Origin of the sequence: Tabrizicola oligotrophica (genome assembly GCF_011008935.1) — a bacterium.
In the GTDB taxonomy this organism is placed as follows: domain Bacteria; phylum Pseudomonadota; class Alphaproteobacteria; order Rhodobacterales; family Rhodobacteraceae; genus Tabrizicola_A; species Tabrizicola_A oligotrophica.
Map to the genome: position 1 here is coordinate 1 of NZ_JAAIVJ010000027.1, position 14,550 is coordinate 14,550.

General features: G+C 60.5%; 10 protein-coding genes and 1 pseudogene. 7 read left to right on the forward strand and 4 right to left on the reverse strand.

What is annotated here, in order from left to right:
- Window positions 1-197, forward strand: a 197-nt coding sequence (locus G4Z14_RS19005) for a hypothetical protein (RefSeq protein ID WP_227751869.1), incomplete at its 5' end; no start/stop codon positions are given.
- 34 nt (window positions 198-231) lie between these two features.
- Here the strand turns inward: G4Z14_RS19005 and G4Z14_RS18440 are convergent.
- A pseudogene (locus G4Z14_RS18440) lies at window positions 232-333 on the reverse strand (DUF2924 domain-containing protein); the annotation flags it as partial.
- 250 nt (window positions 334-583) lie between these two features.
- Here G4Z14_RS18440 and G4Z14_RS19010 point away from each other — a divergent pair.
- The 3 genes from G4Z14_RS19010 (at window position 584) to G4Z14_RS18455 (ending at window position 3,197) form a co-directional block, all read left to right on the forward strand.
- The gene (locus G4Z14_RS19010) at window positions 584-2,263 is read left to right on the forward strand and encodes a DUF2793 domain-containing protein (RefSeq protein WP_227751865.1); all 1,680 of its coding nucleotides are present in this window, start codon (window positions 584-586) and stop codon (window positions 2,261-2,263) included.
- 36 nt (window positions 2,264-2,299) lie between these two features.
- Window positions 2,300-2,641 carry a hypothetical protein gene (locus G4Z14_RS18450; protein WP_164628397.1) on the forward strand — a complete coding sequence of 114 codons (342 nt, stop codon included), beginning with the start codon at window positions 2,300-2,302 and terminating at the stop codon, window positions 2,639-2,641.
- 100 nt (window positions 2,642-2,741) lie between these two features.
- Window positions 2,742-3,197 (forward strand): N-acetylmuramoyl-L-alanine amidase, encoded by a 456-nt coding sequence (locus G4Z14_RS18455; protein ID WP_164628399.1) that lies wholly within the window; start codon window positions 2,742-2,744, stop codon window positions 3,195-3,197.
- A gap of 144 nt (window positions 3,198-3,341) precedes the next feature.
- Here the strand turns inward: G4Z14_RS18455 and G4Z14_RS18460 are convergent, their stop codons facing one another.
- Both G4Z14_RS18460 and G4Z14_RS18465 read right to left on the reverse strand, forming a co-directional pair.
- The gene (locus tag G4Z14_RS18460; protein ID WP_227751866.1) at window positions 3,342-4,007 is read right to left on the reverse strand and encodes a HEPN domain-containing protein; all 666 of its coding nucleotides are present in this window, start codon (window positions 4,005-4,007) and stop codon (window positions 3,342-3,344) included.
- A gap of 26 nt (window positions 4,008-4,033) precedes the next feature.
- Window positions 4,034-5,017, reverse strand: a complete 984-nt coding sequence (locus G4Z14_RS18465; RefSeq protein WP_164628401.1) for a helix-turn-helix transcriptional regulator — start codon at window positions 5,015-5,017, stop codon at window positions 4,034-4,036.
- A 54-nt stretch (window positions 5,018-5,071) separates the two neighbouring features.
- Here G4Z14_RS18465 and G4Z14_RS18470 point away from each other — a divergent pair, with 54 nt between their 5' ends.
- From G4Z14_RS18470 to G4Z14_RS19190, 3 genes are read left to right on the forward strand one after another with little or no spacing between them, the layout of a single operon-like run.
- Window positions 5,072-8,470 (forward strand): TM0106 family RecB-like putative nuclease, encoded by a 3,399-nt coding sequence (locus G4Z14_RS18470; protein ID WP_227751867.1) that lies wholly within the window; start codon window positions 5,072-5,074, stop codon window positions 8,468-8,470.
- Window positions 8,467-8,871 carry a hypothetical protein gene (locus G4Z14_RS18475; RefSeq protein WP_164628403.1) on the forward strand — a complete coding sequence of 135 codons (405 nt, stop codon included), beginning with the start codon at window positions 8,467-8,469 and terminating at the stop codon, window positions 8,869-8,871. The genes G4Z14_RS18470 and G4Z14_RS18475 overlap by 4 nt, the downstream gene beginning before the upstream one ends.
- Before the next feature lie 59 nt (window positions 8,872-8,930).
- The gene (locus tag G4Z14_RS19190; protein WP_164628405.1) at window positions 8,931-14,270 is read left to right on the forward strand and encodes a sacsin N-terminal ATP-binding-like domain-containing protein; all 5,340 of its coding nucleotides are present in this window, start codon (window positions 8,931-8,933) and stop codon (window positions 14,268-14,270) included.
- 173 nt (window positions 14,271-14,443) lie between these two features.
- On the opposite strand, the gene G4Z14_RS18485 is transcribed toward G4Z14_RS19190, so the two are convergent.
- Window positions 14,444-14,550 (reverse strand): transposase domain-containing protein (locus G4Z14_RS18485; RefSeq protein WP_164627642.1); only part of this gene is annotated, 107 nt, incomplete at its 5' end.

Below are 14,550 nucleotides of genomic sequence, written 5' to 3' on the forward strand. Positions count from 1 at the left end.
CCCCGATCCTCGATCTGGGCCACGGCATCGCGCTTGAACTCGTCTGTGAATTTAGCTCCGGACATCTTGTCCTCCTTGCTTCCAAAATTACCAAGCAAGGCGTCTACAAATCTAGGGGCGATTCACAGGCCTCCCGCTGGGCATGCAGGCTGTTGAACTCCTGCTCCAGCCCTTCTTCTGAGGATTTCCGCGTGTAGACGGCGCAGCGCAGCTTGCGAACGACGGGTTTATTCATGCCGTCCTCCGATGGTTTTTCAGCCCAAAGAAGACCCAACCGTTCCAGCGTGTCCCGGTGATGGCGCGAGCGATTGCCGACAGCGACTGATAAGGCCGGCTGGAACGCGCCCGAGGTGCCTCTTGGAGAGGCCTCCGAAAACTATGATCTCGAAGTCCTGAACGGCGGCGGAACGGTGGTGCGCACGGCCTCCGTGCTTGGCGACAGCCACCTGGACCTACACCGCCGCGATGCAGACCGTCGATTTCGGCGGCCTGATCAGCAGCCTGCGCCTGCGCGTTTTCCAGAGCGGCCAGCTCGGTCGTGGCGCTCCGGCCGAGACCATCCTGACACCCTAGGAGAATACCCATGGCGGATACGCCAAATCTGGTTCTGCCCTACCTCGCGGCAAACCAGTCGCAGAAGCATGTGACCATGAACGAGGCGCTGCGGCGCCTCGATGCGCTGGTGCAGGTCACCGTCCAGAGCGCGGCACTGGCCACGCCGCCGGCAAGTCCCACCGAGGGCCAGCGCTGGATCCTCCCGGCTGCGCCGAGCGGCGTATGGGCAGGACACGCGGGGCAGATTGCTGCCTGGCAGGACGGGGCCTGGGCCTTCTACGCTCCACTCGACGGCTGGACCGCCGTCGATGTCAGCAGCGACACGGTGCTCCTCTACAACGGTGGGACTGGGATCTGGACCGGGCTGATCACCGGCGTCTTTTCGGATGCGGCCTTCACGCTGCAGGACGACATCGATCCGACCAAACAGGCCCGGTTCCAGATCGCGGGGTTCGCCGCCGCGGCGACCCGGGTGTTCACGCTGCCCGATGCGAACACGACCCTGGCCGGGCTGGCTGTGGCCCAGACCTTTTCCGCCAAGCAGACACTGTCGAACGCCAACAACGATCTCGGCACCTCGACCGGCACCGGCACCACCAACCTCGCTTCTGGCGCCACGCTGAATGGCAGCAGCAAGACCGTGAACATCGGCACCGCCGGCGTTGTGGGCTCGACGACCAATGTCACCATCGGCTCGGCGGTGGCCGGCGCGCTGGGCGCGCTCACCATCAACAGTCCGACGGTGACCTTCGGGTCCAGCGTCTCTGCCATCGCTATGGCGGCGGCCAATGTCTCAGCGCTCCATCTCGGGCTCGGCGGCGCCATAGCCGATGCCACCAACCGGCTGTCTCTCAACGCCCCGGCCAGCCTCTTCAACCACGCGGGCGCCGGGCATCAGGTCAAGGTCAACAAGGCCGCGGCCACCGACACCGGCTCCTTCCTGTTCCAGACCGGGTTCTCCGGCCGGGCGGAATTCGGGCTGACCGGATCGGACGATTTCCAGATCAAGGTCTCGCCCGACGGCGCCAGCTGGTTCAACGCTCTGCAGCTCGAACGGACCTCCGGCCGCGTCCGCGTCCTGCAGGCCATCCAGCTGAACCCCAATGCCGGCGATCCCGGCACGGTGGCCGACGGTGATCTCTGGTACAATGCCACGACGGGCAGGTTCAGGGGCCGCCAGGCGGGCGCTTCGATCGATCTCGCTGCGCCCAGTCTTGCCTATGGCGTGCTGCAGGCGAACTACACGCTGGCCAGCGTCATCACCACCCAGAAGCTCTTCAATTGGTCGGCCAACGGCGCGCTCACCCTCGCGGCCGGCACCTGGCGGTTTTCCTGTTCGCTCCTCCTGACCTCGATGTCGACGACCAGCGGCTCGGCGAAGTTCGATTTGAAGGGAGCTGGTACGGCCATCTTCGGCAAGATGTCGATGCAGGATTTCGGCTCGCGCGGCACCGTGGCGGTCGGCGGCACGACGGCGACGTCCGGCACCGCCTCCGATGTTCCGGCCAGCGGCGGTGTCCTGGCGACGGCCGCCACCTCCGCGGCGCTGCGCGCCTCAATCCACGGCACCTTCGAGATTACCAGTGCTGGGACGGTCATCCCCTCCATCGCCCTCGATGTAGCCGCGGCCGCCGTCGTCAACGCGGGCAGCTATTTCGAATGCATCTACCTCGGACCCGCCGCCGCGCTGGGCGGCACCTGGTCCTGACCTCCTTCCCTATACCAAACCGAAAAGGAGCCCTTCGTGGCAAACCAGAACGACTTCTGGTCATGGATCATGACCGATCAGGCGAAAACCGCCCTCGCAGGGGCCGCGGGCGGCATTGTCCGCTGGGTGACCCTGCGCGAGCGCTGGCAGGACGGCGTGGCCTCCCTACTCGTGGGCTCGATCTGCGCCCTCTACGTCGGCCCCTTCGTCAACCCGCTGATCAAGCCGATGATCGGGGATCTGGCCCCGAACGGCGACAGCACGGGCTTCGCCTCCTTCCTGGTGGGACTGGGCGGCATTTCCATCGCGGGTCTGCTCATCGACCTGATCCGCACGCGCACCTCCAGGGCGAAGGGGGATGGCGATGCGCAAGGCTGACCGCTTCCGCCACCTCCGCCGCGAGGCCCTGTTCTGGGGTGTCGCGGTGCTGGTCGGCTTCTTGTTCTTCCTCTGCGTCTGACCATCGAAAGGATAACCTATGATCTACCAAGGCAAAGCTCGCTACCCCGTCACTGAAATCATCCTGCACTGCGCCGACACTCGACCGGACTGGATGGCCGGTCGGCCGCTGGCCGAGAAGGTCGCCGAAATTCAGCGCTGGCATGTGCAGGAGCGCGGCTGGCGCGACATCGGCTATCACTGGGTGATCGACCGGGATGGGGCTGTGGCGCCGGGGCGGCGGGAGACCGAGATCGGTGCCCATGTCGAGGGGCACAATCGTGGGACCATCGGGATTTGCCTGCTGGGCGGTTATGGGGCGAAGGCGGACGATCCGTTCGAGAGGAACTTCACTCCGGCGCAGGCGGTGGCTGCGAGACGGCTGATCGGCGCGATCAAGGGTCGCGCGGCGATCCAGAAGGTTTCGGGGCACAACAACTATGCAATGAAGGCCTGCCCTGGGTTTCGGGGGGCTGAATTTCTATCAGCGGATTGAATCTCCAAGAAATTCGTAGGGGCTTCGCAATTCTCGGGCCCTTGCAACTCCTTATCTGTGGCTCGCAATTGGCGCGACTAGCGATCAAAGTGTCTGGCCCTGAAGTGGGCACAAAAGTGCGTCGCCGATGATTGCCGGTGCGGACTAGTCGACCACGGGATAGAACGGTTTACCCCAGTCTTTGCCCGGATTTTCCATCATCATGTCGACAATTACCGGCATCAGGAAGGTCAGGATCGCGGCGCCATCACGGACTTGCGCCCGGTTTATACCGCTGTTCCAGGTCGAGCCACCGTGGACCAACTGATTGCGCAGGACGTAGAGCCGGTCGAACACGAAACTCAACACCTTGGCCGTGTCACCTGCTTGGAACGCCTGAGCAAAGGCGCGTGCCGATACCTTGAAGCGATCTTCCCAGTCCGCGAACCCATCGATCCCATTGTGATGCTGCCAGAACGGGTTGAAAACATAACGGTTCTCCATGAGCGTCCGAACTGGCCCAGAAAACCGTTGCCAGACGGCGTTATAAATACGCCGCCCACCATCCAAGGCCACCAATTTGCTGAAGAAGTCGACGAAAGCGGCGCGTTCGCCGGGAGCCACCGTCTGTAACTCGCGCTCGTCGGCGTAGGCTGCATTGAAGGCGATCCAGAGGAAAATGAAGCGGGCGTCATCATCGTCGCCGCAAGCTTCGGCGCGGCCGATCCAACTGATGGCGCGATGGGCCCGCAATCCCATCGTTTCGGGAAAACCCGCACGGATGGCGCGTTGCTTGGTCTTCAGGGCAGCATGGTCGAGAGCATCCTTCATCGTTCAATTCCTTTTCTGAAAGCCGATCACGGCAGTCCGTCAAAATCTGATCGCTGGTAGCCTTCCACCAAAGATCGTAGCCCTTCCGGGGCAACAACCTCGACCTTGTTGCCCCATTGATAGAGATGCCATGCCATCTCGAGCCACCCCGCCGCGTGGAACCTCACGATCAGGCTGCCATCATCCTGCAGTTCCAGAGCTTGCGTGGGATGAAAGCGGAACTCGGCCGCACGCACAGCGACCTCAGGCGCAAAGCGCCAGATCACCTCCCCGTATTGCGCGGGATCCTGATACACGCCAAAGGCCTGCGCTGCATAATCCTCCAGCGAGAAACCAGGCGCAAAGGCGAAACTTTCGTCCAAGGCTTCGGCAGTGTGGATCCGGTCCATTCGGAAGTTCAGGATCGTGTCACCCCGCGACGGCTGCCGCGCGACAAGATAGCTGCGGTGCCCCAAAAGCAGGCCGTGCGGTTCGATCACCCGTTCCGGCGCGTCGGTGTCGCCGTAGCGCAGTTGCAAACGGAACGGGCCGCGCAATGCCTCAATCACCGCATCAAGGACTCTTGGGGCAAGGTTGACCCTCGGACCGGGTCTGGTCACGGACCCCATTGCGGTTAGGACGGCTTCTGCATCTGCTTCGGTTCGCGCGGCGTCCTTTGGTGCAAGCCGCGAAAGCAGACCCTCGCGCAGGTCGGCAAGGGCAGAAGCGTGGCGCAAGCGGCCATCAGCCTGCGCTGATCGGCCAGCGATGTCCAACGCTTCGACAGCAGTCTCTTGCCGGGGTTGCAGCCGGTCTAGCATTGGATCCGCTACCCGCCATCGGCGGCGACGGTCATCGCCATCTTCCGCTTCTACGTTCATGAAGGTGGTCTCCAGCGCATCGGTCATGCGCTGCGCGGTCCGGTGCGAAATGCCGAACTCCTCGCAAATTTCATCCAAGCTTATCCCACTTCGCCGAGATGCCGCCAGCCTCGCGAGCCTGATCAAGTCCTGCGCTTTGGAAAACGACATGAACTTACCTTGATGCTAAAGCGTGTCAGAGATTGACACCCATGCAAGCTATTGATGATCCTGCAATCTGTCGAGGCGATTCCCTTGCGGGTTGCGTTCGGATCATTCGGAGCAACCATGCGGGACGTTGGCGGCCATATGCTCTTCTCAGCGACCGACCTGATGCGGTTCATGGGCTGCGCCCATGCGACCACACTGGATCTATCTCGTTTACGGGGAGAGGGGCCGGATCCGCGCGAGGATAGTGAGGACGCCGCCCTGCTGCAAAAGCAGGGCGATGCCCACGAGGCGGCGCACCTCGCGCGGCTGGGCGCGGCAGGGCGCGGTATCGTGGAGGTAGCGCGGGGCGACCTTGTGCAGAACGCCGCCACAACCCGCGCTGCACTTGCTGCCGGACCGGAGGTCGTGTTTCAGGGGGCGCTCCTATCGGGCAACTGGGGCGGGTGGTCGGATTTTCTGGAACGCGTGGAGCGCCCCTCGGCCCTTGGCGCTTTCAGCTATGAAGTGGCCGACACAAAGCTTAAGCGCCGCCCGCATCCGAAACACGTCCTTCAACTGGTGCTCTATTCCGACCTGCTGACCGAAGTTCAGGGGGTCGCGCCCGAGTTCGCCCATGTCGAGCTTGGCGACGGTACCCGTGCAACGCTGCGGCTTGCTGACTATTCGGCCTACGCAAGGATGGCCCGCGCACGGCTGGAAGGTTTTGTGGCCAACCCGACGCCGACAAGGCCCATTCTCTGTGCCGATTGCGGCCTGTGCCGCTGGGCCGATCATTGTGAGAGCGTCTGGCAGGCAGAGGACAGCCTGTTCAACGTGGCCAATATCAGCCGCGGACAGGTCAAGAAGCTGGAAGCGGCGGGCATCGCCACGATGGAAGCCCTCGCCAACCTCGATCATCCGGTTCGTGGCATGGCGGAAAACACCCGGCTGCGACTTACCACGCAAGCCAGGCTGCAGCACGCTCGCAAGACCGGTGAGCCGACGTTCGAACTGCGTACGCCCGAGCTTGGCAAGGGATTTGAGCTGTTGCCCGAGCCGCAGCCCGGCGACATCTTCTATGACATCGAAGGCGATCCGCATTTCGAAGGCGGCCTGGAATACCTGCATGGTGTTTGGTTCGACGGTGAGTTTCGCGCGTTTTGGGGCCATGACCATGCTGCCGAGGCACAGGCACTTTCCGAATTGGTCGCGTTCTTCCGTGACCGCCTCGACGCGCATCCAGCCGCACGCATCTACCATTACGCCGCTTACGAAATCACGGCGCTGAGGCGGCTGACCACGAAATATGGGATCGGCGAGGCCTTCCTCGACCGTCTGCTGAGAGAGCGCCGTTTCGTTGATCTTTTTGCCGTGGTGCGCGGCAGTTTGATCGGGTCCGAGGCCAACTATTCCATCAAGTCGATGGAAGCCTTTTATGGCCGCAAGCGCGATGGCGAGGTGAAAACCGCAGGGGGTTCGGTCGTCGCCTATGAACGCTGGCGTGAGACGGGCGATCGGCAGATCCTTGACGAGATCGAGGATTACAACCGCGTCGACTGCATATCGACCGAGGAACTGCGTGATTGGCTGGCGGTTATCCGACCGGCCGCACCTTGGCCGGTGCTGGGGCAAGACGCGGGCACCAAGGAGGCCGAGGAGGACGCCGACACACAGGCCCTGCGTGCGGCCCTCGCCGCATCGGGCTTGCCCCAGGACCGACAGGAGATTTTGTTCAACCTCGGCGTTTTCCACAAGCGTGAAGCCAAACCCGCGCAATGGGCGGTGTTCGATAGCGTGGGCAAGGATGAGGATGATCTGATCGACGATCTCGATGCGCTTGCCGGGCTAGAAGCCATGGGGCCAGCCGAACAGGTCAAACGTTCAATGGCGCGCACCTACCTCTTCCCGCCGCAGGAGACGAAGTTGCGTGGCGGCAGGCAAGCGACCGTGCCGGTCGTTGATGGGGCACCTGCGACGGTCAGCATCGAGGCGCTGGACCGCACCGCGCGCGAGATAACGGTCAAGGCGGGGCCTGCGAAGGCGCATCTTCTGACCGATCAGTTGACGCTGCACCCCGACTGGCCGCTGAACACCGACGTGATCGCCGCCGCCCTGCGGGATGTGATTGCCGATCAATGTGGGTCGCGCCGGTTTACAGCAGTCGACGATCTTTTGTCACGCGCCGCTCCGCGCCTGACCACCGGCACGCCGTCCGACCTGCCGAACGGGGCCGATCCGGTTGCAGGCACGCTTGCCGCTGTCGCGGCTATGGACGGCACCGTGCTGCCGATCCAAGGGCCACCAGGAACCGGCAAGACCTATGTGACCGCCCGAGCGATCCTTGCGCTTGTGCGCGTAGGGCATCGCGTTGGCGTGGCGTCGAACAGTCACGAGGCCATTCGCAATGTCCTAATGGGATGCCTCAGCGCGCTGGAGGATAGCGACCCCGACATCACCCTCGAAAACGCCGAACTGGCCCACAAGGTCAGCGCGGGCGAAGACGGTTATCCTGACGGATTCACCGGCATCACCCGGGCGTCATCGAACGACGATCCTGCGCTGCAACAAGCGCATGTCGTTGGCGGAACCGCCTGGTTCTTCGCGCGCCCTGAGTTCGAGCAAGCCTTCGATTGGCTCTTCGTGGACGAGGCGGGACAGGTCGGTCTTGCCAATATGGTTGCCATGGGGCGGGCGGCACGAAACATCGTGCTGGTCGGCGATCCGCGCCAGTTGCCGCAGGTGATCCAGGGCGCGCATCCCGCGCCTGCAAACTTGTCGTGCCTCGATTGGATGCTGGGCAATCACGCGACTGTGCCGCCTGATCGGGGCATCTTCCTGCCAGTCTCGCGCCGCATGCACCCCGACGTTTGCCGCTTCATTTCCGATCAGGTCTATGAGGGGCGGCTCATCAGCCATCCCGACAACGCCCGTCAAGGTGTGAGCGGCACGGCCTTTCCTGAGGCCGGGGCGTTTTGGGTGCCGGTTTCGCATGAAGGCAATGCCCAGATTGCGCCGGAGGAAGTGGCTGCCATTCAAGCCGCCATACGTGATCTACTGAAGGGCACTTGGACGGAGAAAGACGGCACAACCCGACCGATGCGCCAGACAGACATCATTGTGGTCGCCCCATACAATGCCCAGGTGAACGCCCTCCGCGACGCTCTGCCCGATGGCATCCGCGTCGGCACCGTGGACAAATTCCAGGGGCAGGAAGCACCCGTCTGCCTGGTGTCAATGACCGCTTCGTCGGCCGAGGAAACATCGCGAGGGATGGAGTTCCTGTTCTCGCTCAACCGCATTAACGTGGCGGTGTCGCGCGCCAAGGGGCTTTCGCTCGTGTTCGGGGCGCCACGCCTGCGCGAGGCGAAATGCGAGACGGTCGAGCAGATGCGGCTGGTGAATACGCTCTGTGCACTGAAGTTGTGGCAATCGGACCAAAAAGGGGGTTCGATGGATCAGGAGGAACGAAAGTGAATTCGGCGAATATCATCAACCAATTGAATGGCATGCCGCCAGAGCGGCTCAAGAAATTCTGGTTCTCTGCCATGCGCATTGCAAGGTCCGGAAACGGAGATGTCGAGACAGCAAGAAAAATGCTGGACGAGATCGAAGCAATTGAGCGAGGCAGAGTCCGCCCGAAGCCATCCGATGTGGTGGGTGCTTTGCTATTCGAACCTCACGGCCATGGTTATGTGTCCTTCGGATATGCCGATGGTGCATGCGTCGTGACCGTCCGGAAGACCGAGCAACACCGGCTCAGTGGCAATCGCGTCTACGAGGTCAAAGTGCTGGGGCAAACATTGCCGGAGGCTAGCCGCTCGATTGATGAGGCGCGCCAGGTCGCTGCAAATGAGTATTCAAGTCGACAGGGATAAACTTGATGTTGCAGCATGGGAAGTATGCTGTGCAAGGCTAAGAGTGAGGAGTTGACAGCGTGGGTCTATCGGAAATCCGCCCATCAGACACGAGCTACACAATCCTCAGCCCGGAGCAAATGCTCTGGCAGCAATGTCGTGACGCCGTCGCCAACGCGGTGGACGCGTACCGGAAAAACCAAGAGGTCTACGGCAGCCTCAATAACATCGGGCGTGTCATAGGCACAGAGTACGGTGATCGTGTTCTGCATGAACTCATTCAGAACGCTCATGACGCGCACGAGTTTGGTGAAAAGGGTAAAATCGCGATCCGCCTAGTCGTTACAGGACCGCAAAGTGGCCATCTGATTGTTGCGAACGGAGGGCGTGGTTTCCGTTGGGAAGAGGACGTCCGAGGGATTATTAACCTAGCCTCCAGCCGCAAGCACATCGGTGATGGCATCGGAAACAAAGGATTGGGCTTTCGAAGCATAGAAGCGATAACCGATGACGTCCAAATCTATTCGCGATGGGGCGACGGAGACGATAGCAAGCGGTTTGATGGCTTTTGCTTCCGCTTCGGGCACCTGGATGAAATCGAGGCGCTGGTTATGTCGAATGGGCTGAGCGCGGCTGAGGCCGCGACTGTTGCAGGAAACATCCCGCGCTATCTTGTTCCTGTGCCCCTCGCCGACACTGCACCTGCGGACATACACTTTTGGGCGACCCAAGGCTTTGCAACTGTCATCTTTGCGCCTCTGAAGAGCGCTGAGGCGATCGATCTGTTGCGGAGGCAGATCGAGGCGATCGCTGACCTAGAAGTGCCGATGCTGCTCTTTCTGGATCGGATATCCGAGGTTCAGATCGATGTCGTGCTGCCGGAAGGGCCAAGCCGCCGCACTAAGCTAACGCGCCAAAAGAAAGTTCTGCATCCAGCAGAGCAGAACAACGGCATAGAAGTATCGGAGGTAACAGTCGGCCCCAAGGCGCGTTTTCTTCACTTGAGGCGCAAGCTCGAGTCTGAGGGCGTGCTTGACGCAGTGCGGCGCAGCATCAAGCGCGCGCCCGCCCTCGAGCGCTGGTTGGACTGGAAGGGGCAACCAGCGGTTTCCGTAGCGGTCGGCCTGTCTGACGTACATATTGACAAGGGCCGTCTCTACAACTTCCTGCCAATGGCTGAGACTGCGGTATCTCCTTTTGCAGGCCATCTCGATGCGCCGTTCTTTTCGGACATTGACAGGCGCAATACCGATCTGACTCTGCCATTGAACGATTTCCTGCTCGACGAAATAGCGAAGACCTGTGTTCTTGGTGCCCAAACGATTCTGGCCGATGAGTTAAGCGTCAGACGCAGTGCTGTCTTCGACCTGATCGCATGGACTGGAACGCAAGCTAAGGCATTGGATCGGGCGGCAGCAATCTATGAGCAAGGCCTGCGTGATCTTCCCTTCGTGCCCATTTTGAAGACACCTGACGGGGAGGCTTGGTCGAGTCTCAATCACGCTTGGGTTTGGCCCGAAGTCAAACCGTCGGTCATCGTGAAACGCAAGATCGTTGAACTGACCGGGGCGCACATTGTCGGTCCAGAGTTGGACGCCAAGAGACTTGAGCGGCTACGGAACATGGCGGCGCGGTCGTTTGGCGCTTGGAACAGCCTCGCTTCAATGCTGCCTGGGGCGGAGCAACTCACCGAGTGGGTGGAAGCTCTAGCGGAGGATATGCTGAATAGGGGTGCTCCTCCTGCCGACTGGTCGAGGTTTTATGCAGACCTCCCGCCTCTGTTCTCGGCTGCCAAGTGTGATCTGCAAAGCCTTACAGGCAAGCGAATACTTTTGGACCGAAAGGAAAAATTGCGAGCCGCTGGTGGACACGGCAGTCATCTAGGCGACAGGGTCTTCGTCCGTGGCAGTCTTTCTGGAAGTCGTGGCACAAAGGATGCTGCCCCACTGCCGCCAGCATCCATTTCACGCCGCTACAAATTGCTGCACGAGCGCGTTGAGTTGGCGGGCGAAACGTTGGCCGAATTCGTTAGAGCTCGTCTCGTACTGGAGTTCGATCCTGTTGAAGCGCTTGCTGGGCTTGGAGGCGCGTTGTCGGACACGGCCACTGAAAATATGCGAAGAGACGCGCTCAATTGGGCCTTTCGTCTCTGGCGTGCATCGCCGGGCTCTCGACTCGAGGCCGCCCTCAAGACGGCAAAATTGCATGTACCTCTTGTCGATGGATGGGGACCGGCATCCACAGCATGCTTTTCGGCGTCGTGGTCGGAGGTCGGCCAAGCACTCGAGACTTACCTCTTAGCAGCCGCGGAAGTGTCGCCTGATTGCCGTAAAGCGCGCCAAACGCTTCTTACATCTTGGGATGAATGGCCCGACGCAGGTGGCGACTCGAAGCGCCACTGGGCTCAGTTTCTGGACCTTGTCGGCGTTGCCGATGGGCTGCGGCCCTTCGCGTCCGATATCCGGCGCGAGGGTACGCCAAGCGGTGAGTGGGAGACGCGGCTCGCTTCTGCAAAGCCCGCGGACGGAATGGACCAAGATTGGGTCCATGCGGCATCGAGAACATTCTTCCATCACCGCTACACCAGCTACTCAATGAAGGGAGAAGCGTGGCGTCTGCCGGGGCAGGTAGAGCACCAGAATCTGAGCGAAACTGCTAAGTATGCCCTCTGCCGCCTTGTGATCCATCATCTCAAGGAACACGGTCATGATTGCCTGACGTTCCGCTTGGGCCGCTACGAGAGGCCAGAAAAGCAGCAGGATGAACGCGTCCTGCAGTCGCCTTTGGCCATATTCGTGCGTTCTAAGCCTTGGCTTCCCGTGGAAACGCAGGACGGTGAGCGGTTTCTTCGTCCCAATCAATGCTGGGCCGCGAGTGATCGGCGCTCGAAGGTCCCGAAGTTTGTTTTCGGAGCCTCGGCAGATGCGACGCGCCTTGTCGAGACCGACCAAGTGGCAAAGATCGCTTTCTCACCCTTGATTGGACTTCAGGACTGGACGAGCCGTGAAACCGCGCTCGAGAGGATCAGGGCACTTGCAACTGTCTGCGGTCATCTCCAAGCGGCCGAGCGCCCCAGCTTCCGGCGCGAGCTTCTGCGCAGTTGGAAAGATGTTTGCAGCTTAGGGGAACAAATCCCGTCTGATCTGCCGTTGGTGGTCAGTCGACGGGGGCAGTGGGAAGTCGTAACAGGGGACCTCTCGTCACCTTTACCAGTCATTTTGGCTGATGACGGTCACAGATTCGACGTACGTGCATTGTCCTCGGCAGGCCAGCCGGTGCTGGAAGTCGGAGAAGATCTGAGCAAGGTCTTTGAAATATTGGAGAAAACCGGCACCTATCGTCCTCTTCGTATCGATTCCGGCGGTGTGAAGCTACTGCTCGATGGAACGGTATTTGTTCCCGGCCCTGCTGATCCGCTGCTGATCGCTTCGGGAATTGACTGGCTGCCAGAGGTTGCCGTGCTAGCGAACGCGTTGCGAGGGGAAAACCTCGAGCGTTCGATAGCCGCAGAGACGATTGACCGCCGAATTCGCTCATTGCGGCTTCGGCGGTGCCGGAATATTTCGCTTTATCTAGCGGATGAGGAAGTCGCACCAGGGGCGTTGGACTGGTATGCTATTCCGGATCCGACTCATCCAACCCTAGTTTTGAAAGAGGCGCTGGAGCTTGATTGGCCGACGTTGGCAGGAGACCTGTCCTGCGACCTGACTAGACTCATTCACCCCAATTTGAGGTCATTGGAGCGAATACTTCTGCGTTTGGGCATCGGTCAAATGCCGAGGCAACTGTTGGCACCTGGGGATTTCGAACTTGCTCGAGCCTTGGAATGTGACATTCGGACCGTACAGGATATGCGGGCGGAGCTTCGAACAGACCTCGCTCACATGATCAGAATGCTGGTCCCCGTTGTCGGTTGTCTTGTCGGCATTGAAGCGGCGCGTGATCTCGCAGTTCTGCTTCAGACTCAGGGGCCCGAAGTCGACATTTCATCTTGGCTTGAGGCCAATTTAACCTCTGAAAGAGCGAACGCTCCAGCTATCATGGAGGCCTGCAAAAAGGCGACAGATCTGAGGGATATTCGCCGGCTCCTCAATCTCGATCTAGCAGAATTGAACGAAGTTCTTCTGGCACTCGGTGAGGAGCAGATTGGCTATGATGCGGAACTGCGCGCCATGTTCGACGGGCACTTGGCCGCGCTGCGCCCGCAACTCATTGATCGCCTCCGTGAGATACATCTGGCCGACTTCAAGGAGGGCCGCAGCCTAGCTATTTATCAGGAACGCAAAAACCTCGACTTCGTGACGTTCAACGCGGATTGGTTGCTCGCCCGCGACTTCTTGGACCAGAACACGGTAGCTGACCGGGCGTTTGGTTGCCTTGCTGCACTTGTTGGAAGTCCTCCCGAAGTAACTTTGCCACCGCTTCGCAGTCTGGTCGATCGAAACCGCCGCGCCGCGCGCAGCTTTGCAGTCGATGCGATTTCGTTGGTTACCGCTTGGTGTCGCAAAAACGGCGCGGACGTGCCAGAAATCTGGTCAGGCACTGAGCCGCAGAGCGTTCCGCGCCATTTGGAGAATGCCGGCCTCCTCGATTTCGTGGAAATCGAGCCAAACCAACTCCCCGTGCTTTGCCAACTTGCCGGTTGCTGGCCAGCAAACATGCCGCTGTCAATAGTACGCCAAGACCTTGGCCTAGGTGATGAGGAAATCGAAGCTCAGAAGCGGGCGCGGGAATCTGAACGGCAGCAAAGCGAAATTGAGAAGCGTAGCATTCAATTCGGAGGACAACGTCTAGACACGGCCGATGAGAGCTTTGCTGCGAAACTAGCGGAAATGGCCGAGTCTTTCCTTGCGCAGGATGAGGGATGGTATTCGCGCAGTGCCCAGGCACCCAAGCTAAATGATCTGATTTCCACTGACCGTACCGGTTCGGGCAAGGGTGGCAGGGGAAGCGGTGAAGGTCGAAATCCAGAAAGACATCTGACGGACAGCCAGCGTGAAGCGGTTGGCTATCTGGGTGAATGGCGTGCTTTTCAATACCTGCAGCGCCGGTTTGGCGCGGCCGCTGACGACACGGCGTGGGTCTCAAGTAACAGGGCAAAGATTTTGGGCGGTAGCGAAGGAAACGATGCTGCGGGCTATGATTTTGCCGTTCGAACCCCGACAGTTGAGTGGATGTTCGAAGTCAAGTCGTCGATCGAGGACCCCGGCCAATTCGAACTGACTGCGAACGAGATACGCGTCGCTAGTCTTGCCGCGAAAGACGGGCGGCGCAGGTATCGGATCCTATATGTGCCTTACGTGCTTTCCCAAGATCGGTGGGCTGTTTTCGAGCTTCCAAATCCAATGAGTGAAAAAGATCGCATCAAGTTCAAGGAGGTCGGCCGCGGATCAGTACGCATGAGCTTTGAGCGCGGATAGTAAACCTGATTTCCAGAGAAGGTTGGACCGCAGTCCTTTCCCCTCCGCCATATTTCCCCGTCAAAGCGCTGCTCCGATCCGGTCGTGACCGGATGTCGTCTGGACTTCAGCGCCGGGAAAAGACGCCGAAACCAGATCTGCCGCCTTTCGTCCGTAAGCGTCCGGCCTGACCGCTACCCGCGCCATTTCCACGGCAGCAAGTCATCGACCTTGGTGATCTTGTAGTCGGGGATGCGGGCGATGGTGTCTGCGAGCCAGGCGTGGGGATCGACGGCGTTGA